We start from the raw sequence: 22933 nt of genomic DNA on the forward strand, positions 1-22933 counted from the left end.
GCCATCTCAGTCCGCCATCTCAGCCCGCCAACACGTCGGCCAGGTCGTAGCGCAGCGGGGTGTCGAGTTGCTCGAAGGTGCAACTGCGCGGGTCGCGGTCGGGTCGCCAGCGCAGGAACTTCACAGTGTGGCGGAACCGCTCCCCTTCCATCTGGTCATAGGCCACCTCGGCGACCAGCTCGGAGCGGATCGGGATCCACCGCTTGTCCGCCGCGGAGTTCCACCGGCTGGGCTCGCCCTCGCGCACCACGTCGGCGCCCAGGCGCAGCGGCTCGACCTCGGCGAGCAGCCGGCGGCGCTCCGCGGTGGTGAACGACGCCGCCCCGCCGACCATCTGCAATTCGCCGGCGTCGTTGTACAGGCCCAGCAGCAGCGAGCCGAGGCCGGCGCCGCTTTTGTGGATGCGGTAGCCCATCACCACGCAGTCCGCGTCGCGGTGGTGCTTGATTTTGACCATGTCGCGTTTGCCCGGCAGGTAGCGCCCGTCGAGGCGCTTGGCGACCACCCCGTCCAGGCCCGCCCCCTCGAACGTGGTGAGCCAGTGGGTGGCCAGTTCCGGATCCTCGGTGGCGCCGGTGAGATTGCAAAACCGTTGCGGGGTAACCAATTCGGCTAGCACCGCCGCCCTGGTGGTGAATGGTTCGTCCAGCACGGCTGCGGAGCCGGTGGCCAGCGCGTCGAACGCGATGAAGTGCGCCGGGGTCTGCTCGGCGAGCAGGCGTACCCGGCTGTCCGCCGGGTGGATGCGTTGACTCAGCGCCTCCCAGTCCAGCCGGGTGCGCCCGCCGATGCGGCGGGGCACCACGATCTCCCCGTCGAGCACACAGCACGCTGCGGTCTCGGCGCGCACCGCGGCGAGCAGGTCGGGAAAATAGCGGCCCAGATCCTTGCCGGTGCGCGACTGCAGCAGCACGTCGTCGCCGTCGCGGAACACCAACGCCCGGAAGCCGTCCCACTTCGGTTGATAGCACCACACGCCCGGTTCAGCCGGAACCGTCTGCACCGCTTTGGCCAGCATCGGGTCCACCGGCGGCGCGACGGGCAGGTCCACGCCTCCCATTGTGACCGAAAAGGTTTTCGTCGGGCGCCGATAGCGCCGACCCGCGCGGTCACGGCGGTTTCCCGGCATGCCGCCCCCGGGACCGTTAGGCTGCCGTCGTGAACCTCGAGAAGGTGGTTTTCGGTTTCTTCGTCCTGTTGGCGGCGACACTGAACTTCGGCTTCTTCGTCGGCGACATCGGCGATCCGATCGTCCACAACCCCTGGGAGCTGTTCCTGGCGTTGGTGGTCGCCTTCATCACCACGATCCTGAAGTTCGGGGACCGCACGCAGCTGGGCGCGGTGCACCTGTCCACCAGCCTGGTCGCGCTGCTCCAGTTGGCCGCCGCCGCGGTGATGTGGGTCTACTACACCCAGGTCTCCGTGCACGGGCTGGATCAGCACGCCATCGCCAGTGTGGTGTCGCTGTCGGGTGGGGCGCTGCTGGCCAACGTTGTCTCGGTCACCCTGCTGGTCGTCGAGACGGCTTCGTTTCGGCGCCGTTAGCCGATGCCGCGATGCCCAATCCGGTCCACCTGTACACGTTCTGGTCGCGGCGCCGGATGAGGTCGCGGCGCAAGCCGGTGCCGGTGCCCACCACGGTGCCCACCACCGACGTCATCTTCTTGTTCATGCGCCGGATGCGGGCGCCGTTCATCGTCGTCATCACGATCTTCAGCATCTGCACCACCGGGCTGATGCTGATGCCCGGCGTCGACGCGCACGGCAACCCCTACCGGCTGTCGGTCTTCGACGCCTTCTATCAGATGACGATCACGCTGACCACGGTCGGCTACAGCGAGGTGCCGCACGCGTTCAGCTACCCGCAGCGGATGTGGCTGTCGATGTCGATCTATCTGGTGGTGATCAGCTGGGCGTACGCGATCGGGGTGTTCTTCTCGGTGATCAACGACACCGCCTTCCAGGACGCGGTGGCGGCGCAGCGGTTCCGCCGCCATGTGCGCCGGATGGCCGATCCGTTCGTCATCATCGCCGGCTACGGGCAGGCGGGCCGGGTGGTCGGCTCCGAGCTCGACCAGCGCGGACATCGGTTCGTCGTCATCGACAAACAGGAATCCCGGGTCCAGTCGGTGGTCGGCGAGCAACTCAGCTTCGATGTGCCTGCCGTCGAGGGGGACTGCTCGGTGCCGGCAATGCTGGGCATGGCCGGGTTGGGCCATCGCGACTGCGAGGGCGTGCTCGCCCTGACCGATGACGACGACGCCAACCTGGCCGCGGTGATGACCGTGGCGATGCTGCGCCCGGAGGTGCCGGTGTTGGCCCGCTGCACCGACCCGCGGGTCGCGAACCGTATCGCGCACTTCGCGCCCGCCGCGGTGGTCAACCCCAGCGACCGGTTCGGCGAATACCTGACCCTGTCGATCCACCGGCCGGTCAACCACCAGTTGTTGCGCTGGCTGATGGACAACGACGAGGAGCGCCTCCCGCCGCTGCGCCGCGGGCTGACCGCGGGCCGCTGGGTGGTCTGCGCCGATCCGGAGTTCGGCCGCGACGTGGTCGCCGATCTGGCGGCCAGCGGCCTCGCGGTGACCCTCGCCGACCCCGACGACGGCGATCCCGACGTCACCGCCGCGGTGGGGTTCATCGCCGCCAGCCGCGACGACACCGTCAACATCGCGATGGCCGAGCAGGCCCGGCTGACCAACCCCGACATCTACCTGGTGGTCCGGCAGGCCACCACCGCGAAGAAGGCGCTGCTCGACGCCGTGCAGATCGATTCGGTGTACATCGCCACCGAACTGGTCGCCCGGGAGGTGCTGGCCCGGGTGCTGACCCCGGTGTTCTGGAGCTTCGTCGATCACGCCTTCGGTCAGGACGAGCGGTGGGCCGCCGCGGTGCGCGACCACCTGGTCGAGCACTGCGGGCAACACACCCCCGAGCGCAACGTCGTGACGCTGTCGGCGCGGCAGGCACCGGCGATCGCCGACTGGTTGCGGCGCGGGGAGGTTCTCACCCTGCGCGACGTGCTGCGCCGCCCCGACGACCGGGCCAGCACCCTGCCGCTGGTGGCGCTGGTGCTGCTGCGTGACGGCGTGGCGCACTTCATGCCGGACATCGGGACCACCCTGGCGGTGGACGATCAGATCCTGCTGGTCGGCAGATCCGAGGGGCTGGCGCAGGTCAGCGAGATCTGCCACTACCCGTCGACGGTGGAGTACCTGGCCACCGGCCGCAACGTGCCGCTGACGTGGGTGTGGGCGCGGCTGACCGGGCGGCGCCGCGCCAAATCCTGCTGAGTGCTCAGCGCACCCCGGCCAGCAGCCAGGGCGTCAGCCAGGCCACCCCCTGCTGCGACAGGTGCACGCCGTCGCTGCGCACCTTGATCCCGTCGACCTTGACGCTGTAGCCGCCGTCGGGGCCCAGCTTCTTGTTCAGGTCGAGCAGTTTGACGTTCGGGCGCTTCCCGACGACCTTGCGCAACAACGCGTTCCACTTCCGGACCCGGTCGGGTTGGTCCTCGGGATAGAGGCTGCCGTCGGGCTTCTCGCCGTATTTGCTGTACGGCAACGTGGTGATCACCAGCCGGGCGCCGCGGCCGGTCAGCGTCTTCATCGCCCGGTTGAGTTCGCCGGCCAGGTACTCGTCGAAGGCCCGGTCCCCGATCTGGGTCCAGCGGCCCTCGATGACCCGGTCGACGGTCTCCCAGCGGCCGATCACCAGCAACGCGACGTCGGGCTGATCGCGGGCGACCTGGCGGGCCCAGCGGTTGGGCCAGTCGTCGCATTCGGACTTCTGGTCGAGCACCTTGCCCGAGTACCGGTACGGCCCGCCGCGCACGATGCTGCAGCCGATCACGGTGTGGTCGACGAACGCGGTGCCCGGGGTGGGCGGCAGGTACTCCATCAGTGAGGCGCCGATGGAATCGCCGAACACCGACACCGTGTGCGGGCGGTGCGGGTCGCGGTGGGCGCCGGGGGCGGGCGGAGGCGCCGCGGGCACCGGCGCGGTGGCCGCCGCCGAGGACACCGGCGGGGTGGCGCCGGGGCCGGTGACGGTGGGGACGACCAGCACCGTGACCGCGACCGCGGTCGCCACGGTGGCCACCGCCAGCCGCAGCAGCGGCACCTGCACCGGGCGCCAGCGCCGGATCGGCTGCTCGATCAGCCACCAGGATGCGATGGCCGCCGCCAAGGTCACCGCGGTGCGGGCGGCGAACAGCGACAGCCCGGTCCATCCGGTGCGTTCGCCGTTGAGGAGCAAGAAGATGGGCCAGTGCCACAGGTAGACGCCGTAGGAGATGGCGCCGAGCGCCACCAGCGGCCGCCAGGCCAGCAGCCGGGCCACCGGGCTGCGCTGGTGTACCGCGACGGGGGCGACCACGGCGACCGCGGCCACCGCGATCAGGGTCAGCATGCCGAAGCGGAACTGCTCGGCGCTGCCCGCCGCGTAGTGGGCGCCGGCGGCCAGCCCGGCCATCCCCACGATGGGCACCACCGTGGCCACCACGGTGCCCCAGCGGGTGTGCGGCACCGCGGGTTTACCGACCAGCGCCGGCCAGTCCTGGACCATCAGGGCGGCGGCCGCCGCGCCCAGCAACAGCGCCTGCGCGCGGGTGTCGGTGCCGAAGTACACCCGGTCCACCCCGGTGCGCGCGGACAGCAGGATCGCCGCCGTCGCCGAGGCCGCCACCCCGGCGCTGGCCACCACCAGCACTGCGAACCGCACGGTGCGCTGACTGACCCACCGGCGGCGGCGGGCGCGCGCGGCGACCACCGCGGCCACGCCGAGCACCAGCAGCGGCCACAGGAAGTAGTACTGCTCCTCGACCCCCAGCGACCAGGTGTGCTGCAGCGGCGAGGGGTTGCCGCCCCGGGTGAAGTAGTCGCTTTCCTGGGCGACGAAGTTCCAGTTCGCCAGCCAGAAGAACGCCGCGACGGCGTCCTCGCGCAGTCGCTGCACCGCATCGGTGGGGAACAGGTCGTGGGCGAACGCCACCGCCAGCACCATGATCAGCAGCGCGGGCAGCAGCCGCCGGGCGCGCCGGACCCAGAAATGCAGCAGGTCGATGCGGTCGGTGCGGTCCAACTCCTCCAGCAGCAGCGAGGTGATCAGAAAGCCGCTGAGGACGAAGAACACGTCGACGCCGATGAATCCGCCGGACACACCGGGGATCCCGCCGTGGTCGAGCAGCACCAGCGCCACGGCGATCGCCCGGATGCCGTCGAGCGCCGGGATCGAGGTGCGGGCGGCGAGGGGGCGTCGGCCGGAGAGGCGGCGCCCAGCAAAACGCACCGGCTCGGGGTAGCCCCCGGCCGGCGCGGCCTGGCCGGCCCCCTGACCGACGTCCTGGTTATCGCCGATACGCCGCTGCCTCCTCACCTGATCGGCAGCAAAGTTTAGGCGCGCCAAGCCCGTCGGCCGGGGAGGCGCGGCCGAAGAAGCCGCGGATTCTGCCGCTCGGCCTTCCGAACGGCCCGACCCGACCGCCGAGTGTGCGGGTTTTCCCGGTGATCTGGCCGAGACGGCCTCGACACGCCGCACCCTCAGCGCGCGGCCGCGGGCCGGCGGGGTGCCTAGGTCGCGGCGCGCAGCTCGAGCAAGCGGTCGAGGATGGGACGTTGGCCGGGCAGCAGCTTGGTGTGCGCCTGCGCGATCGGGAACCAGCCGACCCGGTCGACCTCGGGAAACGTTTGGAGCCGCCCGGAGCCCTTCGGCCACTCGAGCTCGAAGGTGTTGCTGCGGGCGTCGGTGACGTCGAGGTCCGCCTCGACCGCGAAGACGGTGATCCGTTTTCTGCTGGGCTGCACGAACACCCCCAGCTCGACGGGCGGCCCGTCCGGTACGGCGAGCCCGACCTCCTCGACGAATTCCCGCTGCGCGGCGGCCCACGGGTCCTCGTCGGGCTGGTATTCGCCTTTGGGCACCGACCAGGCTCCGTCGTCGCGGCGCGCCCAGAACGGCCCGCCGGGGTGGGCGATGAGCACCTCGAGGTGGCCGTCGCGCACCCGATGCAGCAGCAGCGCGGCGCTCAGTGCCGCCATGAGCGCCTCAGGCTCCGACCGCGCGTTCCAGGTCCTTCAACGCCGACTCCAGATGCCCCAGCAGCCGCTGCAGGTGCGGCACGCTGCGCCGGCAGCCCACCAGACCGAAGTCGAGGTTGCCCGCGGTGCTGGTCAGCGTGATGTTGAGGGCCAGCCCGTCCATGGCGATGGACAGCGGGTAGTTGCCGTCGAGGCGGGCGCCGCGCCAGTACAGCGGTTCCCGCGGGCCGGGGACGTTGGAGATCACCACGTTGAACGGCGGCGGTGCCGTGGAGACGAAACCGGGCACCCCGGTCAGTCCCAGCGGCGCGATGTTCGCCGCCGACAGGGCCAGCGCCTGCACCCGCGGCAGTTCGGCGAACACTTGCTTGTTCGCCCGCATCGAGTCGCTGATCGTCGCGAGGCGCTGCGCCGGGTCGTCGACGTCGGTGGCCAGGTTGCACAACACCGTGCCGACCATGTTGCCGCCGGCGTCGGCTTCGGCGTCGGTGCGCAGGTTGACCGGCACCATCGCCACCAGCGGCGTGTCGGGCAGGGCGTGCTGTTCTTCCAGGTAGTAGCGCAACGCGCCGGCACACATCGCCAGGACGGTGTCGTTGACCGTCACGCCGGCGCTGTCTTTGACGCGTCGGATCCGGTCCTGCGACCACGACTGGGCGGCGCACCGGCGGGCCCCGCCGATCTTGACGTTGAACATGGTGCGCGGCGCGGCGAACGGCAGCGTCAACTGCTGCTCGAGCAGCGCCGCCCGGGCCAGCGTGAGGGTGGACGGGCCGAGCGCCGCCGTGGCGCGTACCAGCCCGGTGAGTGCCTGCACCCGGGAGCGGCTGACCGTGACGCGCCGGCGCGGCAGATCCCACAGTGCGCGCATCTGCGGGTCGTCGGGGTCCACCGACAGTGCCCGCTGCATGAGTTTCAGCGCCGAGACCCCGTCGATCAACGCGTGGTGCGCCTTGACGTAGACGGCGAACCGGCCGTCGCGCAGCCCCTCGATGAAATGGGTCTCCCACAGCGGGCGGTGCCGATCCAGCAGGGCGCCGTGCTGCAGGGAGGTCAGTTCCAGCAGGTCGCGGATGCGGCCCGGGGACGGCAGCGCCACCCGACGCACGTGGTAGTCGATGTCGACGTCGTCGTCATAGATCCACCCGACCGGGGTGATCCCGCCGAACAGGGTGGCCGGCCGTTTGCGGAAGGTGGGCTCGAACTCGTCGTTGGCGATCAGCGCCTCGTAGCTCTCCCGGGGGAACTCCGGCCCGGCGCCGGCCGGCGGCCGGAACAGCTGCAGGCCGCCGACGTGCATGGGATGTTCGCGCGACTCGCTGAGCAGAAAGATCGCATCGGTGGGCGAAATCAGTTCCATGGCGGCCTACTTCCCGACTGGCGTGCGGCCCCGCTTTGCCGCCCTGCCACAACTATGGCAGTGGCGGGCCGGGCAGGACCACCAGATCCGGCGCATCCGGGTTGGTGGGCACGCCCTTGCCGGCCGGGGCGGCCGCGTCGACGACGGGCGCGGCGGCGGGAACCACCGGTGCCGCCGCCGGCGCGGCCGGAACGACCGGCACCACCGGCGCGGCCGGAACGACCGGCACGACCGGGGCGGCGGGCACGACCGGGACCGGCGCGATCGGCGGCCCGGGGAATCCGCCCGCCAGCGGCACGACCGGGGCGTGCGGCACGACGGCCGCCGGGGCCGCCGGGCAGGGCGCTCCCGCCGCGGTCACCACCGCGGCCTCCGCGCAGACCGGCCCGCCGGCCGGCAGTGGGGCGGCGCCGGCGATCGGAACGAACGCCAGCGCGGCGACGCCCAGTCCGGCGACGACGCCGACACCCGCCCACAGTCGACCCGAGAGTTTCACCGCAGCTCCCTTGATTGGCACACCCCGAATTACTGCGCAATTCACACCGCGCGCTGCAAAACTTAGCCCGCGGTCGACACGCCGGTCCAGACGGCGGCGGAATTGGATGCCGAAACGAGACGAAACATGACCCGGGCGTTACCATGTCGTCGACAAACGGTGACCCATCAATCGGTACGGCAGTGAGCGGGGGTCAACCGACTCGCTGCTGAAATCGACTGCTAAGATTGACTTTTCGGGGCGAGTTCGCTGCCTGACGCCTGCTGGGCACATTAACCGCAATAGCGATCGAAAATTGATCGATAATTGGCCGTACCGCAACAGCACTGTCCCTGAATTTCAACTGAGCCGCTTTAACATTGGTCGGGATATTTCGACGGGAAAAGGCGGTTTCTTCGATGTGGGCGTCAGTGCGGTCGGTGCTTGTGGTGGTCGGACTCGCTGTCGCGGCCACGACCCTGCCCGGGGCCTCCGCCGCGGCGGCGGTGGCCCCGCCGAGCGCACCGCCGATCGCCTCGATCCAGCCGGCCGGTGACCAGCCGGTCGGCGTCGCCCACCCGGTCGTGGTGACCTTCAGCGGCCCGGTCGGCGACCGCGCCGCCGCGGAACGTGTCTTACGGGTCCGGTCCACGCCCGCGATGAGCGGCCGCTACGACTGGGTCGAGGATTCGGTGGTGCAATGGGTGCCCGACGGCTTCTGGCCGGCGCACAGCACCGTGGCGCTGTCGGTCGGTGGGCTGGCCACCGAGTTCAAGACCGGGCCCGCCGTGCTCGGTGTCGCCGATGTCACCGAGCACACGTTCACGGTGAGCGTCGACAACATCGGGGTCACACCGGGTCCCCCGCTGCCGGCGGCGCATCACCTGCCGCACTACGGGGAGGCGGGGGTGCTGCCGGCGTCGATGGGCAAGGAGAAGTTCCCGACGCCGGTGGGCACCTACACGGTGTTGGCCAAGGATCGTTCGGTGGTGATGGACTCCAGCAGTGTCGGCATCCCGATCGACGACCCGGAGGGGTACCGGCTGTCGGTGGACCATGCGGTGCGGATCAGCGCCCGCGGCCTGTACGTGCACTCCGCGCCGTGGGCGCTGCGCTCGCTGGGCGTGGAGAACGTCAGCCATGGCTGCATCAACCTGAGTCCCACCGACGCCGAGTGGTACTTCGACACCGTCAACATCGGGGATCCGGTCCTGGTCGTGGAATGACGTCGCCGGGTGATGGCGTCGAGCGATGTCGCCGGGTGCCGGCGCGGCGCAGCCGGATGCCCCCCGTGCCGTTCCCGGAGGTCTTGTGGCGGTGGCGGTGGGATTTGAACCCACGGACGGGGGTTACCCGTCACACGCTTTCGAGGCGTGCTCCTTCGGCCGCTCGGACACGCCACCGCGCAACAGCGTAACAATGCCGGGCCGCTCACCCCAATCGCTGCCGGGCGAAGAACTCCTGCAGGGGTTCCGCGCACTCGTCGGCCAGCACGCCGCCGCGCACCTCGGGACGGTGGTTGAGCCGGCGGTCCCGCACCACGTCCCACAGCGAGCCGACCGCGCCGGTCTTGGGTTCGAACGCCCCGAACACCACCCGGGCCACCCGCGCCAGCACCAGCGCCCCGGCACACATGGTGCACGGTTCGACGGTGACCGCCAGGGTGGCCCCGCCGAGGCGCCAGCCGTCACCGGCGACGGCCGCGGCGGCGCGCAGCGCCAGGATCTCGGCGTGGGCGGTGGGGTCGCCGAGTGCCTCGCGGGCGTTGACCGCGCGGGCCAGCTCGGTGCCGTCGGCGGCGACCACCACCGCGCCGATCGGCACGTCCCGCGGCCCCGCGGTGCCCGCCACGGCCAGCGCAGCGCGGATCAGCTCGTCATCGCCGGTCACCGGCCGAGCCGGTCCAGCACCGCCGACAGTTCGTCGGCGAAGCCCATCTCCGCGGCGATGCGCGTCAGCTGCTCGTCGGCGTAGAGGTCGGTGTCGGCCAGGATCACCCCCAGCACCGCCTCGGGCAGGCCCAGGTCGGCGAGCAGGCCCAGATCGCCCTCCTCGAACGGGTCGGCGTCGTCCAGGTCGTCGGGGTCCAGGTCGGCGTCGAGGTTGTCCAGCGCCTCGGCGGCCAGGTCGTAGTCCAGCGCCGCGGTGGCGTCGGAGAGCAGCAGCCGGGTGCCGGCCGGGGCGGGTCGCAGGATCACGAAGAACTCGTCGTCGACGTCGAGGAAGCCGAACACCGCCCCGGTGCTGCGCAACTCGCGCAGCGCATCCTCCGCGGCGGTGAGGCTGCCCAGCGCGGTGGCAGGCAGCGCCGTGCAGCGCCACCGCCCGTCTTCGCGCACGACGGCGACGCCGAAGCCGTCCGGGCTGTCGGTGCTCGAGGCGCGCTCTGCTCCCATCGGCGCCTACGCTAGTCCCCCGACAGGGCCTTGACCAGGTGTGACCGGTCGCCCCGGCGGCCCGGCGCACACGTATGCCAACCTGAATACGTGGCGGAATCACCGGTGTGCGTGCTGGGGCTGGGACTGATCGGCGGCTCGGTGCTGCGCGCGGCCGTCGCCGCCGGCCGCGAGGCTTTCGGCTACAACCGGTCGGCCCGGGGCGCCTCCGAAGCCAGCGCCGACGGGTTCGACGCCGACACCGACCTGCGTGCGGTGCTGACCCGCGCGGCCGACACCGACGCGCTGATCGTGCTGGCGGTTCCGGTGCCCGCCCTGACGATGATGCTCGAGCACATCGGCGACTGGGCGCCCGACTGCGCGCTCACCGACGTCACCAGCGTCAAACGCGAAGTCCTCGACCTGGTGACCGCGGCCGGGCTGCAGCGCCGCTTCGTCGGCGGGCACCCGATGGCCGGTACCGCGCATTCCGGGTGGTCGGCCGGTGACGCCCGGCTGTTCCGGCGCGCCCCGTGGGTGATCAGCGTCGACGACCACGTCGATCCGCTGGTGTGGGAGCAGGTGATGCACCTGGCGCTGCAGTGCGGCGCGGTGGTGGTGCCGGCCCGCTCCGACGAGCACGACGCCGCCGTCGCCGCGATCTCGCATCTGCCGCATCTGGCCGCCGAGGCGCTGGCGGTCACCGCCACCGATGTCCCGCTGGCCTTCGCGCTGGCCGCCGGGTCGTTCCGGGACGGCACCCGGGTGGCGGGCACCGCGCCGGATCTGGTGCGCGCGATGTGCGAGGCCAACGCCGAGCAGCTGCTGCCGGCCCTCGACGAGCTGCTGGATCGCCTCACCGCCGTGCGTACGACACTCGCCGACCACGGCTCGGTGGCCGAGCTGGTCGAAGAGGGCCACGCCGCGCGCACCCGCTACGACAGCTTCCCCCGGCACGACATCGTCACCGTCATGGTCGGTGAGAAGGATTGGCGCGCCGAGCTGGCCGCCGCCGGCCGCGCCGGCGGGGTGATCAGATCCGCTCTGCCAGTCCTGGATAGGCCACGATGAATCCGTCGTCATCGACGGTCAGGATGGCTTCGGCCACCGGGGAGCTGACCGCGATCCCGTCGCCGGCACTGCGGTAGCTGATGGTCGCGGCGTTGATCTCCATGCTCGGCAGGGTGAGGTAGATCACCGGCACGCTGACGGTGTCGGCCTGGCCGCGGATTCCCAGCCGGCGGATCGGCAGCGCGTTGAAGAACGGGCTCAACACGACGTCGACGTCCAGCGCGCCGTCGAACGCTGCCCGCGATTCGCCCTGGCTGCTGCTGACCAGCCACATGTTCTCCTCGTCGCGGGCGATCGACAGCTGGCGCTCCCGCTCGGCGAGGGTGACCCGCAGCCCGATCCGCTTGGCCGCGCCGGTGTCGTCGGTCTGCAGGTCGTAGTAGGCGTTGAAGGCGGGGTGGGCCGCGGTGGCGGCCGCGACGATCTGCCCGGCTGCCTTGATCCTGCTGCCGGAGAGCTGGACCCGCACCGATTCCATCCGGCTGGCATCCGGGGCGCGCCAGGTCAGAATCGTCGACCGGGCACCCGACGGCGGCTCAGCGGGGGCGTCACTCATCCGTCCACCGTAGGACAAAGCTTCACGAGGACGTAGTCCGGTGGGGGCAACCCGGTTGATCGGGCGACAACGGGCGCCTCGAGGGGTAAGGATGGTCACATGAGCCACCAGTCGCCCGCGCCGTCCAACCGGCACCAACCCAAACCGTCGGTCCCGCCGCAACAGCCCAAGATCACCCGGGCCGGGGCGTTGTGGGTCTCGCTGATCATGGGGTTCCTCACCCTGATCCTGCTGCTGATCTTCATCGCGCAGAACACCGGTTCGGTGCCGTTCACGTTCCTAGGCTGGCACTGGAACATGGCGCTGGGCGTGGCGATCCTGGTCGCCGCGGTGATCGGCGGGCTGTTGACCGCCATGGTCGGCACCGTGCGGATCTACCAGCTGCGCCGGGAGACGAAGAAACTCACCGGCCGCCGCTGAGCTCGCGCAACCCGCGCGCGATCAGCGGCGCCACCGTCTCGCCCACCCGGTCCGCGCCGTCCTCGTCGCCGCCGGCCGCCCGGTTGCGGTAGTCGATGCCCGCGGCGATGATCGCCAGCTTGAAATAGGCCAGGCCCATGTAGAAGCTCCAGTGCTCCAGCGGCCGGTCGGCGGCCACCGCGTAGCGCTGCGCCAGTTCGTCGGCCGACGGCAGCCGGTCCGAGGTCCAGGCGGCCGGGGTGTCGATGATCAGGTCCAGCGACGGGTCGCGGTAGACGCACATCAGCGCGGCGTCGGAGAGCGGGTCGCCCAGCGTGGAGAGTTCCCAGTCGACCACGGCGCGCACCCGGCCGGCATCCCGGGCGTCGAGGATGGTGTTGTCGATCCGGTAGTCGCCGTGCACGATCGCGGCGGGGCTGGTGGCCGGGACCGCCTCGGCCAGCGCGGTGTGCAGCCGGGTGACGTCGCCGTCGCGTGCGTCGTCGGGCAGCCGCACGTGCTGCCACTGCGAGCCCCACCGGCGGACCTGCCGGTGCAGGTAGCCGTCGGGTTTGCCGAAGTCGCTCAAGCCCACCGCGGCCGGGTCGACGGCGTGCAGGTCGGCCAGCACCCGGATGAGCGCGTCGACGCACCGGTCGACGGTCGCGTCGTCGCCGAGCGCGTCGAGATCGTCGGCGGTGCGCACCACCCGGCCGTCGACGAAGTCGACCATCTGAAACGGCGCGCCGAGCACGCTGTCGTCGGCGCTGTGGGTGACCGTGCGCGCCACCGGGACCGCGGTGTCCTGCAACGCCGCCATCACCCGGTACTCGCGGCCCATGTCGTGCGCCGAGGGGGTCAGGCCGTGCAGCGGCGGGCGCCGCAGCACCCACTTCGAGGTGTCGTCGGCGATCAGGAAGGTCAGGTTGGAGCGTCCGCCGGTGATCAGCTCGGCGCGCAGTTCGCCGCTGCGGGCGACGCCGATTGCGCGCAGGTGGGCATCCAGGGCGCCCAGGTCCAGCCCGTCATGGGTTTGTGTGGTCATCGCTTCACCTCGCGGTCGGTTCCTCGGCCGTGGTCCGGTTGTTGCGGGGCAACAGATCCCAGACGTGCTCGGTGCCGTTGACCGCGGCCACCGCGGCGCGCCCGGAGCGGGAGTACAGCAGCCGCGTCACCGACACGTAGTCGATCGGAAAGGACAACAGCCGCCGGGTGCCCAGGATCTGGTGCAGGATCACGTTGATGACACCGCCGTGGCTGAACACCGCCACCGTGTCGTCCGGGCCGGCGGCGGCGACCACGTCGTCGAGCGCCGCCTCGACCCGGCCGCAGAACTCGGCTTCGTCCACCCCGGGCGGCAGATGTCCGGCCGACATCCGCGCCCACGCCTCGGGTTGCTCGGTGCGGAGCTGCTCGATCGGGACGTAGGCGGCGAGGTTGCGGTCGTACTCGGCGAACCGCTCGTCGATCTCGATCGACAGTCCGTGGGCCTCGGCGACCGGCTGCGCGGTTTGCACGGCACGGCGCTGCGGGCTGCTGACCATCCGCGAGATCGGGAACCGGGCCAGCGCCTCGGGAAGCCGGCCGGCCTGCTCGCGTCCCGCTTCGGACAGGTCGGGGTCGGCCCCCTGACCGTGTTCGCTGCGCAGCGGCAGGGCGTGGCGGACCAGAAGCAACTGCATCCGCCCAGCCTAGGGTGGCCGCTCTCCCGGCTCGGCGACCGGTGCTGGATAGGGTGTGCGGCATGCGCGCGGTTGTCTGCCACCGGTACGGTCCGCCCGAGGACCTGGTGATCGAGGAGGTGCCGGACCCGACGCCGGGGCCCGGCCAGGCGCTGGTGCGGGTCCGGGCCGCCGCGGTGAACTTTCCCGACGTGTTGCTGATCGACGGCAAGTATCAGCTGAAGATCCCGGTGCCGTTCACCCCGGGCAGCGAGCTGGCCGGGGACGTGCTGGCGGTCGGGGCCGGTGTGGGTTTCGCCGTCGGAGACCGGGTGCTCGGAACGTCGTTCGTGGGCGGGTTCGCCGAGCAGGCGGTGGTGCCCGCGGAGACGTTGACCCCGATTCCCGACGCCGTCGACTACGTCTCGGCTGCCGGATTCGGCATCACCTACCGCACGGCATACCACGCCCTGCGCTCGGTCGCGCGGGTGCAACCCGACGATTGGGTGGTGGTGCTCGGCGCGGCAGGCGGGGTCGGGTTGGCCGCAGTGGATCTCGGGGTGCTGCTGGGTGCGCGGGTGCTGGCCGCGGCGTCGACGCCGGAGAAATTGGCGGTCTGCGCCGAGCGGGGTGCGGCCGCCACCGTCGACTACGACCGTGAGGACCTCAAGCAGCGGATCCGGGAGATCACCGGCGAAGGCGCCCTGGCGGTGCTCGACCCGGTCGGCGGTGACTACGCCGAGCCGGCGTTGCGTGCCCTGGCCCGCGGTGGGCGTTTCGTCACCCTCGGCTACGCCGCGGGCGCGATCCCGGCGATTCCACTGAACCTGGTGATGCTCAAGGGGATCACCGTGCAGGGCATGGAGATCCGCACCTTCGCCACCGATCATCCGGTCGACAACGAGCGTGACCTCGCGGAGTTGGCTCAGCTGTTCGCCTCGGGCCGCATCACACCGTACGTCGGGGCGCGTTTCCCGCTGGCCGAGGCACCGGCTGCGCTGCGCTATGTGGCCGATCGCAAGGCGATCGGAAAAGTGATCATCGAGATGTAGTCACGGGGTGACGATCGCGAAGCCCGGGTCGGGCTCGTCGAGGACGCCCAGCAGCGTCGGCAACACCGCCGGGTCGCCGCTGATCTCCAGGCCCGGAGAGCTGAGATCACCCACGAGTGCCGACAGCAGGCGCATGCGATCGCTCAGCGCCACCGTGGCATCGGCGGCGGCCGCCTCGGCGGGTCGAAGCCGTTGCACCAGAACGCCGTTGCGCAAAGTGAGCCGGTAGTCGGTGGCGGTGTCGGCGAACGTGACGTCCAGCGTCAACGACAACTCCCAAGCCCGCGGGCCGTTCACCCGGATTGCCAGGGCGTCGAAGATCTGCTCGGCGCTCAGTTGCACCAGCAACGCCGGGGAGCCGGTCCGCACCGCCGCCTCCGGGGCCGCACCGCGCAGTTCGGCGGCGCCGGTGAGGAAGAAGTTGCGCCACGTCGCGTTCTCGGCGCCGAAGGCCAGCTGCTCGAGGGTGTCGGCGTAAAGTTGCCGTGCGCCGCTGTGGTCGGCGTCGGTGAACACCGCGTGGTCCAACAAGGTGGCGGCCCAACGGAAGTCACCGCCGTCGAAGGCGTCCCGAGCCAGGTCGACCACCCGCTCGATCCCGCCGAGGGCGGCCACATAGCGGGGGCCGAGTTCCTCCGGCGGGTGTGGCCACAGCCGCGCCGGGTTGCCGTCGAACCAGCCCATGTAGCGCTGGTAGACGGCCTTGACGTTGTGGCTGACCGACCCGTAGTAGCCGCGGGCGTGCCAGGCCCGTTCCAGCGCTGGCGGTAGCGCGATCTGCTCGGCGATCTCCGCGCCGGTGTAGCCCTGGTTCAGCAGCCGCAGCGTCTGGTCGTGCAGGTAGGCGTACAGGTCGCGTTGCAGCGTCAGGAATTCGACGACCCGGTCGGTGCCCCAGGTCGGCCAGTGATGAGAGGCGAACAGCACGTCGCTGCGGGCGGCGAACCTCTCGATGGCCTCGGTGAGATAGCGCGACCACCGGCGCGGGTCGCGGACCAGCGCGCCGCGCAGCGTCAGCAGGTTGTGCAGGTTGTGGGTGGCGTTCTCGGCGATGCACAGCGCGCGGAATTGCGGGAAGTAGAAGTGCATTTCGGCGGGAGCTTCGCTGTCGGGCGTCAGCTGGAACTCGATGTCGACTCCGTCGAGACGGTAAGTCTGGCCGGTCCGTTCGATGGTCACCGTCGGGGCGATGAGGCCGACCTGCCCGGTGGAGGTGTTCTGGCCCAGGCCGCAGCCGACCTGGCCGCGCGGGCCGCGATCGAGCAGCGTGCCATACATATAGGTGGCGCGGCGGCTCATCGCCGTACCGGCGTAGACATTTTCGGCCACGGCGTGTTCCAGGAAGCCCTCCGGAGCGAGCACCGGCACCTGGCCGGCGTCGACATCGGCCTGGGTGGTCACCCCGAGCACGCCGCCGAAATGGTCGACGTGACTGTGGGTGTAGATGACCGCGGTGACGACACGATCGCCGCGGTGGGAGCGGTAGAGGGCCAGCGCCGCGGCGGCCACCTCGGCGCAGATGAGCGGGTCGATGACGATCACTCCGCTGTCACCCTCGACGAACGTGATGTTGGACAGGTCCAGACCGCGGACCTGGTAGATGCCCGGTACCACTTCGTAGAGCCCGTGTTTGGCGACCAGCTGGCACTGCCGCCACAGGCTGGGGTGCACGGAGGTCGGCGCGTCGGCGGCGAGGAAGCCGTAGCTGTCGTTGTCCCACACCACCCGGCCGTCGGCCGCGGTGACCACGCACGGCTCCAGTGCGCCGAGGAAGCCGCGGTCGGCGTCGGCGAAATCGGCGGTGTCGTCGAACGGCAGCGCGGCGCGCTGAGCGTGGTGGGCGGCCTCGATGAGCGGTGTCGGCGGTTTGTGTTCCACGCGCTGATCCTGCCAGCGCAGCCAGCGCCCCGAGCCGGTTCCGGCTATCCGCTGGCCCGGTGGATCATGGCTACCGGTCTGCCTCGCCTTTACCGGTCAGGGCGCGGAGCAGCTTGCGCCACCATGAGGTGTCGCCGGTGACCCGGTCCTGCGTCTGCGCGGCTTCGTCGGCGTAGTCGCCGATGGATTCGTCGCCTTCTTCGGCACGCACTGGATCAACTCCTTACCGGTTGTTCGGGCCGACCGTCGGGCCGGCCGATCCGGGTGGATCGCAGGTTCCCGGGTGCGGCTACCCGTTCACCCGCCCGACGAAACCGGATTCGCGTAGGTTCGGGCCTGTGGATCCCGATGCCGTCGCTGCCTGGATGTCAACGCAGGGTTTGGGCGACGGGCCATTGCACGAGGTCACCGAACTCGCCGGCGGCACCCAGAACGTCATGGTGCGGTTCACCCGCTCGGGCCGCGACTACGTGCTGCGCCGCGGACCCCGCCATCTGCGCCCGGCCAGCAACACCGTGATCCTGCGGGAGACCCGGGTGCTGGCCGCGTTGGCCGGCACCGACGTGCCGCATCCGCCGCTGATCGCCGCCTGCGCCGACCCGGGGGTGCTCGGCGACGCGGTCTTCTACCTGATGGAACCGGTGGAGGGCTTCAACGCCGGGCAGGGTCTGCCCGCGTTGCACGCCGAGGATGCCGCGATCCGCCACCGGATGGGTCTGTCGATGGCCGACGCGCTGGCGCGGCTGGGCGCCGTGGACTACCGGGCGGTGGGGCTGGGCGATTTCGGCAAGCCCGACGGGTTTTTGGACCGCCAGGTGCCGCGCTGGCTTTCCGAACTGGAGTCCTACTCGCAGTTCGACGGCTACCCCGGACCGCAGATCCCCGGCGTGCAGGAGGTCGCGGCCTGGCTGCAGCGCGGCCAACCGTCGTCGTGGACGCCGGGCATCATGCACGGCGACTACCACGCCGCCAACGTGATGTTCTCACCCACCGGCCCGGAGGTGGCCGCGATCGTGGACTGGGAGATGTGCACCATCGGCGACCCGCTGCTGGACCTGGGCTGGCTGCTGGCGACCTGGCCGGATCCGTCGGCGCCGCCGGTGCTCGAGCAGGCGCTGACCGGCTACGGCGACTGGGCCACCCATGCCGAGATCATCGATCAATACGCCGCCGCCAGCAGCCGCGACCTCACCGCGATCACCTGGTACACCGTGCTGGCCTGCTTCAAACTCGGGATCGTGCTGGAGGGCACGCTGGCCCGGGCCTGCGCCGGCAAGGCGCCGCGCGAGGTCGGGGAGCAACTGCACGACGCGGCGGTGCGGTTGTTCGAGCGCGCCCGGGTCTTGACCGACTCGCGATGATGGATGCACCGGGTCAGCGAAGGGAGTCGAGGGTGATCGAGTCACGTTCCGCCCGTGTCGACGCCGGTGTCGACGCTTTGGTCGATGCCGACACCGCCCGGCTGGTGGAGATGTTCAAGATGCTCCACAGCACCCCCGAACTGGCGTTCGCCGAGGTCCGCACGGCCCGCACCGTCGCGCAGGGGTTGGGCAACTTGGGGTTCCAGGTCACCAGCGGGATCGCCGGCACCGGCGTGGCCGCGGTGCTGGAGAACGGGCCCGGCCCCACCGTGATGTACCGGGCGGACATGGACGCGCTGGCCATCGAGGAGGCGACCGGCCTGGACTACGCCAGCACGGCGCGGGCGCGTCGCGAGGACGGCACCACCGTGCCGGTCGCGCACATGTGCGGTCACGACGCGCACGTCGTGTGGATGATGGGCATGGCCAAGGTGCTCGCCCGCACCACCGACGCCTGGTCGGGCACGGCGGTGCTGGTCGGCCAGCCCGCCGAGGAGCCGATCACCGGCGCGCAGGCGATGGTCGATGACGGCCTGTATGACTTCGTCCCGCGCCCCGATCAGCTGGTCGGCCTGCACACCGCACCCGCCCCGGTGGGAATGGTGGTGGCCGCCGGCGGCACCCGGCTGGCCGGCACCGACCAACTCGACATCGAGTTCCGCGGGGTCGGCGGGCACGGCTCGATGCCGCAGTTGACCAAGGACCCGGTGTTGATGGCGGCGCTGGCGGTGGTGGAGTTCCAGGCGATCATCAGCCGCACCATCGCCCCGCAGGAGACCGCGGTGCTCTCGGTCGGGTCGGTGCAAGCCGGAGTCGACAACAACGTCATCCCCGACCGGGCGTTGCTCAAAGCCAACCTGCGCTGGTTCCACACCGGGGTGCGCGACCAGTTGCTCGCCGGGATCCGCTCGGTCAGCGAGGGGCTGGCCCGCACCTACGGGATGCCGGAGGATCGGCTGCCCGCGCTCACCATGAAGGGGCATTCACCGCCGCTGGTCAACGACGACGCGCTCACCACCCGGGTGGCCGAGTCGCTGCAGCAGGTGCTGGGCGAGGGCAACGTCGTCACCGACTTCCCGCCGGCCACCGGCTCGGAGGATTGCCACCTGCTCAAGGGGCCGCATGCCGACGTCCCGCTGGCCTACCTGCTGGTGGGGGTGGCCGACCCGCAGGTCTACGCCGCCGCAGCGGCCGAGGGCAAACTGTTCCCCTACTCGCCGCACTCCCCGGAGTACATCGTGGACCTGGCGGCAATCCCGTTCGGCGCCAAGGTCGCCAGCCACATCATGCTGGAGTTGCTCGGCGCCTCCTGATCCGGCTCGGAACCTCGCCAGCAACGTGGCGGCGGTTTCGTGTCGGTGGGTCCCGCTAACGTCGGAGCTGCCCGGGTCCCATGTCATAGGAGGTCATCATGGCGGCTCCCCTTCCCCCACCCGGCTGGTACCCCGATCCGTCCGGCGCTCCCGGCCAGCGCTACTTCGATGGGCACGACTGGTCGGTCCGGCACCCCGGCGGAGCGCCGGTCATCATCAACAACGTCGTCGGCGCCGCGACGCCGGTGGTGGTGCGCTCCGGACCCAACCACGTCCTGCACCTGATCCTGACCGTGTTGACCTTCGGGCTGTGGCTGCCGGTGTGGCTCCTGGTGACGCTGGCCAGCAGCCGGCCCGGCACGCAGACCTGGCGGGTGATCGGCGTGGTGTTCGCCGCGCTGATGCTGGTCGGCCTGGCCGGTTCCAGTCCGGGGGCGTTCGTCGTGCTGGCCTTGCTGGCCGGCGGCGGCTATCTGGCCTACCGCCTCCGGGAACACGACGCGAAGTGGCGCCTGGAGCAGGCGCGGATCGCGGCGCGCGCCGACGCTCAGAACCAGGCGTTGCTGTTCGGTCACCCGTCGGGCACCTACGGCCAGTACCCGCCGAATCCGTTGCCGTAGCGCCGGGTGCTATCGGACTTGGGGGCGCAGCTCCGCGGGAGCGAACCGGTCGAACGCGGCCAGCAGGTCGGCGAAACTGCGATCGGAATCGAAAAGGTTCAACGAGAGGTCCCCGAAGGCCCGCGCGGTATTCAGTCGCCTGACCCACCTGATGAGAAACTTCGGCGGATACGCGGCGGGGTCGTACAGGTTGAGGTCCAAAAACTGCTGCCCGCGTAGCTCCCGGACCTTGATCTCCCGGATCGCGCTCCACGGGATCACCTGCTCGGACCAGCGGCGCCAATAGACGCCGTCGGCGTCGATGCGCAGAACCAGGCCGCCGCGGATCAACCGTGTCACACCGATCGCCACCAACAGGCCGGAGACACCGACGATCAGCCAACCCGAGATTCGGGTGATGAGGGTCGAGTCGGATCCGTCACCGAAGACCCCACCGATCAACAGCCCACCGATCACCGAGACCACACAGATCAGCAGCAGGCCGAGAACCTTGATCCGCCTGACCCGGGCTTCGAATGGCATGAACTGGCCCTCTCGTGCGTGGCCGCCAGTTAAAAAGCACGCCCGGAGGGATTCGAACCCCCAACCTTCTGATCCGTAGTCAGATGCTCTATCCGTTGAGCTACGGGCGCCTGTATGCAGTTGTGTCGTCACTTCGGCGGAGGCGAGAGGATTTGAACCTCCGGTCCCCGTGAAGGGACAACTCATTAGCAGTGAGTCCCATTCGGCCGCTCTGGCACGCCTCCTTGAACTCCCTGAGGGTACCGGACCCTCGTCGAGGCTCCGCAACCGCCGAGGGCACAGCGTACACGCAGCGCCGCCTATGCTGTCGACGTGACCGCTCGCCTGCGCCCGGAGATGGCCGAGCTGCCCGCCTATGTCGAGGGCAAAACGGTGCCCGGAGCGGTCAAGTTGGCCAGCAACGAAACGGTGGCCGAGCCGCTGCCCAGCGTCCGCGCCGCCATCGCCGCCGCCGCCGACCGGCTCAACCGCTATCCCGACAACGGTTACGCCGCGCTGCGCTCCCGCCTCGGCGAACACGTCGGGTTCCCGCCCGAGCAGATCAGCGTCGGGGCCGGCTCGGTGAGCCTGTGTCAGCAGCTGGTCCAGATCACCGCCGGCCCGGGCGATGAGGTGCTGTTCGGCTGGCGCAGCTTCGAGGTCTACCCGCTGCAGGTACGGGTCGCGGGAGCCACCCCGGTCCAGGTGCCGCTGAAGGACCACACCTTCGACCTGGACGCCATGCTCGCCGCGATCACCGACCGCACCCGGCTGATCTTCGTGTGCAACCCCAACAACCCGACCTCGACCGTCGTCGACCCGGCCGCGCTGGCCCGGTTTGTCGCGGCCGTGCCGCCGCAGATCCTGATCGCGATCGATGAGGCCTACGTCGAGTACATCCGCGACGGCCTGACCCCCGACAGCCTCGCCCTGGTGCGCGCCCACCCCAACGTGGCGGTGCTGCGCACCTTCTCCAAGGCTTACGGGCTGGCCGGACTGCGGATCGGCTACGCGGTGGCCGACCCCGAGGTGGTCACCGCGCTGGGCAAGGTCTACGTGCCGTTCACCGCCGGCAGCCTGGCGCAGGCCGGCGCGATCGCCTCCCTGGACGCCGCCGCGGAGTTGCTGGCCCGCACCGACGCCGTGGTCGCCGAACGCGCGCGGGTCTCCCGCGCGCTGCGCGCGGCCGGATTCGACCTGCCGGACTCGCAGGCCAACTTCGTGTGGCTGCCGCTGGCGGAGCGCACCGCAGACTTCGTCGCCGCCGCGGCGGACGCCCACATCGTGGTTCGGCCGTACGGAACCGACGGGGTTCGGGTGACAATCGGAGCACCCGAAGAAAACGAGATGCTGTTGGCCTTCGCCCGCAGCTGGATCTGAGGAGAGCGATGCGAGCAACCGCGACCGCCACGGTGCCGGCGCCCCCGGCAAGCGTCTGGCAGCTGTTGTCCGACCACGAAGGCATGGCGCGCTGGGCGCCCGGGCTCACGGTCACCCTGGTGCAGGACGGTACCCCGGACCGCAACGGGGTCGGGGCGCAGCGCCGGATCCAGCCCGCACCACTGCTACCCGCCATCGTCGAGGAAGTGACCGCCTTCGAACCGGAGAAGCGGTTGGCCTACCGGGCCGTCTCAGGTGTCCCGTTTCGCAACTACAGCGGCGAGGTCGAGCTGGCCCCGGTCGGGCACGGCACCGAGATCCGCTACACCGTCAGCGCCGACAACCGGCTGCCCGCGGTGGCTACCGTGCTGGCCAACGGTCTGCTGTTCGCGCTGAAGCGTCAGGTGAAGAAGGCGCAGCGATGGGCGTGACCGCCCGCGACCGGTTCACCGACTTCACCGGTCGCGGCACCCCGATCCCGGACTCCGAACTCGACGAGTTCTGGGCGTCGCTGCCGCCGGCCACCATCGAGGACATGCTCGGCGAGTGGTCCGGCGGCGAGTTCGTCACCGGCCACAAGATGAATGGCCAGCTCGAGAAGGCCCGCTGGTTCGGCAAGCACTTCAAGTCGGTCACCGACGTGGCGCCGCTGGTCTGCCTCGACGAGAACGGGGAGAAGTTCTCCAACGTCGAGATGGGCAAGGGCGAGGCGAGCCTGTGGCTCGAGGAGTTCCGCGGCGAGGTCGTCGCCACCATGGTCTACGACGGCCAACCCATCCACGACCACTTCAAACGCATCGACGACGACACCGTGATGGGCATCATGAACGGCAAACGGGTGCTTGATGACGGCCGGTACTTCTACTTCTATCTGGAACGGGTGTGATCGC

Annotated in this window: 25 protein-coding genes and 3 tRNA genes; 12 read left to right on the top strand and 16 right to left on the bottom strand. The window is 70.6% G+C overall.

Features of this window, described 5'->3' with window-relative positions; genetic code table 11:
* Window positions 1-19 precede the first annotated feature (19 nt).
* The gene (locus A5643_RS09360) at window positions 20-1060 is read right to left on the bottom strand and encodes an ATP-dependent DNA ligase (protein ID WP_066854170.1); all 1041 of its coding nucleotides are present in this window, start codon (window positions 1058-1060) and stop codon (window positions 20-22) included.
* Window positions 1061-1158: 98 nt separating this feature from the next.
* On the opposite strand from A5643_RS09360, the gene A5643_RS09365 reads away from it, so the two are divergent.
* Together A5643_RS09365 and A5643_RS09370 are read left to right on the top strand one after the other, a co-directional pair.
* The gene (locus A5643_RS09365) at window positions 1159-1545 is read left to right on the top strand and encodes a DUF6394 family protein (RefSeq protein WP_066854176.1); all 387 of its coding nucleotides are present in this window, start codon (window positions 1159-1161) and stop codon (window positions 1543-1545) included.
* A gap of 11 nt (window positions 1546-1556) precedes the next feature.
* Window positions 1557-3296, top strand: a complete 1740-nt coding sequence (locus A5643_RS09370; protein ID WP_066854178.1) for an NAD-binding protein — start codon at window positions 1557-1559, stop codon at window positions 3294-3296.
* Window positions 3297-3300: 4 nt separating this feature from the next.
* Here A5643_RS09370 and A5643_RS09375 read toward each other — a convergent pair whose 3' ends face one another.
* From A5643_RS09375 to A5643_RS09390, 4 genes are all read right to left on the bottom strand, one after another.
* Entirely contained in the window at window positions 3301-5292 is a 1992-nt protein-coding gene (locus tag A5643_RS09375; protein ID WP_066854180.1) for an acyltransferase family protein, read from the bottom strand.
* Between the two features lie 281 nt (window positions 5293-5573).
* Window positions 5574-6041 carry an NUDIX hydrolase gene (locus tag A5643_RS09380; RefSeq protein WP_066854182.1) on the bottom strand — a complete coding sequence of 156 codons (468 nt, stop codon included), beginning with the start codon at window positions 6039-6041 and terminating at the stop codon, window positions 5574-5576.
* Between the two features lie 7 nt (window positions 6042-6048).
* The gene (locus tag A5643_RS09385) at window positions 6049-7401 is read right to left on the bottom strand and encodes a WS/DGAT/MGAT family O-acyltransferase (RefSeq protein WP_066854184.1); all 1353 of its coding nucleotides are present in this window, start codon (window positions 7399-7401) and stop codon (window positions 6049-6051) included.
* Window positions 7402-7453: 52 nt separating this feature from the next.
* Window positions 7454-7897, bottom strand: a complete 444-nt coding sequence (locus tag A5643_RS09390; RefSeq protein WP_066854186.1) for a hypothetical protein — start codon at window positions 7895-7897, stop codon at window positions 7454-7456.
* A 398-nt stretch (window positions 7898-8295) separates the two neighbouring features.
* Here A5643_RS09390 and A5643_RS09395 point away from each other — a divergent pair, with 398 nt between their 5' ends.
* Window positions 8296-9102: a L,D-transpeptidase gene (locus tag A5643_RS09395; protein ID WP_066854188.1), complete on the top strand. Its 807-nt coding sequence runs from the start codon at window positions 8296-8298 to the stop codon at window positions 9100-9102.
* A gap of 86 nt (window positions 9103-9188) precedes the next feature.
* Here the strand turns inward: A5643_RS09395 and A5643_RS09400 are convergent.
* From A5643_RS09400 to A5643_RS09410, 3 genes are all read right to left on the bottom strand, one after another.
* Window positions 9189-9279 (bottom strand) — tRNA-Ser (locus A5643_RS09400).
* 28 nt (window positions 9280-9307) lie between these two features.
* Window positions 9308-9766, bottom strand: coding sequence for a nucleoside deaminase (locus tag A5643_RS09405; protein ID WP_066854190.1), 459 nt, complete (start codon window positions 9764-9766; stop codon window positions 9308-9310).
* Entirely contained in the window at window positions 9763-10272 is a 510-nt protein-coding gene (locus tag A5643_RS09410; protein WP_066854192.1) for a tRNA adenosine deaminase-associated protein, read from the bottom strand. The genes A5643_RS09405 and A5643_RS09410 overlap by 4 nt, the downstream gene beginning before the upstream one ends.
* Before the next feature lie 105 nt (window positions 10273-10377).
* On the opposite strand from A5643_RS09410, the gene A5643_RS09415 reads away from it, so the two are divergent.
* Entirely contained in the window at window positions 10378-11322 is a 945-nt protein-coding gene (locus A5643_RS09415) for a prephenate dehydrogenase (protein ID WP_066854298.1), read from the top strand.
* Here the strand turns inward: A5643_RS09415 and A5643_RS09420 are convergent.
* On the bottom strand, window positions 11285-11878 hold the full coding sequence (locus A5643_RS09420; protein ID WP_066854194.1) for a putative glycolipid-binding domain-containing protein: 594 nt from the start codon (window positions 11876-11878) through the stop codon (window positions 11285-11287). The genes A5643_RS09415 and A5643_RS09420 overlap by 38 nt on opposite strands.
* Window positions 11879-11977: 99 nt before the next feature.
* Between A5643_RS09420 and A5643_RS09425 the strand changes: the two genes are divergently transcribed.
* A complete protein-coding gene (locus tag A5643_RS09425; protein ID WP_066854196.1) occupies window positions 11978-12298 on the top strand; it encodes a LapA family protein in 321 nt (106 codons plus the stop codon).
* Here the strand turns inward: A5643_RS09425 and A5643_RS09430 are convergent.
* Complete coding sequence (locus A5643_RS09430; RefSeq protein ID WP_066854198.1) at window positions 12282-13322, bottom strand: phosphotransferase family protein; 1041 nt, start codon at window positions 13320-13322, stop codon at window positions 12282-12284. The genes A5643_RS09425 and A5643_RS09430 overlap by 17 nt on opposite strands.
* Before the next feature lie 4 nt (window positions 13323-13326).
* A complete protein-coding gene (locus tag A5643_RS09435; protein ID WP_066854199.1) occupies window positions 13327-13959 on the bottom strand; it encodes a histidine phosphatase family protein in 633 nt (210 codons plus the stop codon).
* A gap of 62 nt (window positions 13960-14021) precedes the next feature.
* Between A5643_RS09435 and A5643_RS09440 the strand changes: the two genes are divergently transcribed.
* Complete coding sequence (locus A5643_RS09440) at window positions 14022-14990, top strand: NADPH:quinone oxidoreductase family protein (RefSeq protein WP_066854201.1); 969 nt, start codon at window positions 14022-14024, stop codon at window positions 14988-14990.
* Here the strand turns inward: A5643_RS09440 and A5643_RS09445 are convergent, their stop codons facing one another.
* Together A5643_RS09445 and A5643_RS18175 are read right to left on the bottom strand one after the other, a co-directional pair.
* Window positions 14991-16868: an alkyl/aryl-sulfatase gene (locus tag A5643_RS09445; protein ID WP_066854203.1), complete on the bottom strand. Its 1878-nt coding sequence runs from the start codon at window positions 16866-16868 to the stop codon at window positions 14991-14993.
* Window positions 16869-16938: 70 nt separating this feature from the next.
* Entirely contained in the window at window positions 16939-17079 is a 141-nt protein-coding gene (locus A5643_RS18175; RefSeq protein ID WP_156628707.1) for a hypothetical protein, read from the bottom strand.
* A 154-nt stretch (window positions 17080-17233) separates the two neighbouring features.
* Between A5643_RS18175 and A5643_RS09450 the strand changes: the two genes are divergently transcribed.
* The 3 genes from A5643_RS09450 (at window position 17234) to A5643_RS09460 (ending at window position 20162) form a co-directional block, all read left to right on the top strand.
* Window positions 17234-18229, top strand: coding sequence for a phosphotransferase family protein (locus A5643_RS09450; protein WP_066854301.1), 996 nt, complete (start codon window positions 17234-17236; stop codon window positions 18227-18229).
* 32 nt (window positions 18230-18261) lie between these two features.
* Window positions 18262-19542, top strand: a complete 1281-nt coding sequence (locus tag A5643_RS09455) for an amidohydrolase (RefSeq protein ID WP_231995509.1) — start codon at window positions 18262-18264, stop codon at window positions 19540-19542.
* A gap of 98 nt (window positions 19543-19640) precedes the next feature.
* Window positions 19641-20162: a DUF2510 domain-containing protein gene (locus A5643_RS09460; protein ID WP_066854207.1), complete on the top strand. Its 522-nt coding sequence runs from the start codon at window positions 19641-19643 to the stop codon at window positions 20160-20162.
* Window positions 20163-20171: 9 nt separating this feature from the next.
* Here the strand turns inward: A5643_RS09460 and A5643_RS09465 are convergent, their stop codons facing one another.
* From A5643_RS09465 to A5643_RS09475, 3 genes are all read right to left on the bottom strand, one after another.
* Entirely contained in the window at window positions 20172-20684 is a 513-nt protein-coding gene (locus A5643_RS09465) for an STM3941 family protein (protein ID WP_066854209.1), read from the bottom strand.
* A gap of 37 nt (window positions 20685-20721) precedes the next feature.
* Window positions 20722-20794 (bottom strand) — tRNA-Arg (locus tag A5643_RS09470).
* Between the two features lie 27 nt (window positions 20795-20821).
* Window positions 20822-20908: transfer RNA gene (locus A5643_RS09475), tRNA-Ser, on the bottom strand.
* An 88-nt stretch (window positions 20909-20996) separates the two neighbouring features.
* Here A5643_RS09475 and A5643_RS09480 point away from each other — a divergent pair.
* From A5643_RS09480 to A5643_RS09490, 3 genes are read left to right on the top strand one after another with little or no spacing between them, the layout of a single operon-like run.
* The gene (locus A5643_RS09480; protein WP_066854212.1) at window positions 20997-22043 is read left to right on the top strand and encodes a pyridoxal phosphate-dependent aminotransferase; all 1047 of its coding nucleotides are present in this window, start codon (window positions 20997-20999) and stop codon (window positions 22041-22043) included.
* 8 nt (window positions 22044-22051) lie between these two features.
* Window positions 22052-22474 (top strand): SRPBCC family protein, encoded by a 423-nt coding sequence (locus A5643_RS09485; protein ID WP_066854214.1) that lies wholly within the window; start codon window positions 22052-22054, stop codon window positions 22472-22474.
* On the top strand, window positions 22465-22929 hold the full coding sequence (locus A5643_RS09490) for a DUF4334 domain-containing protein (RefSeq protein WP_066854216.1): 465 nt from the start codon (window positions 22465-22467) through the stop codon (window positions 22927-22929). The genes A5643_RS09485 and A5643_RS09490 overlap by 10 nt, the downstream gene beginning before the upstream one ends.
* Window positions 22930-22933: the final 4 nt, after the last annotated feature.

It is taken from the genome of Mycobacterium sp. 1274756.6 (genome assembly GCF_001668625.1).
Taxonomy (GTDB): domain Bacteria; phylum Actinomycetota; class Actinomycetes; order Mycobacteriales; family Mycobacteriaceae; genus Mycobacterium.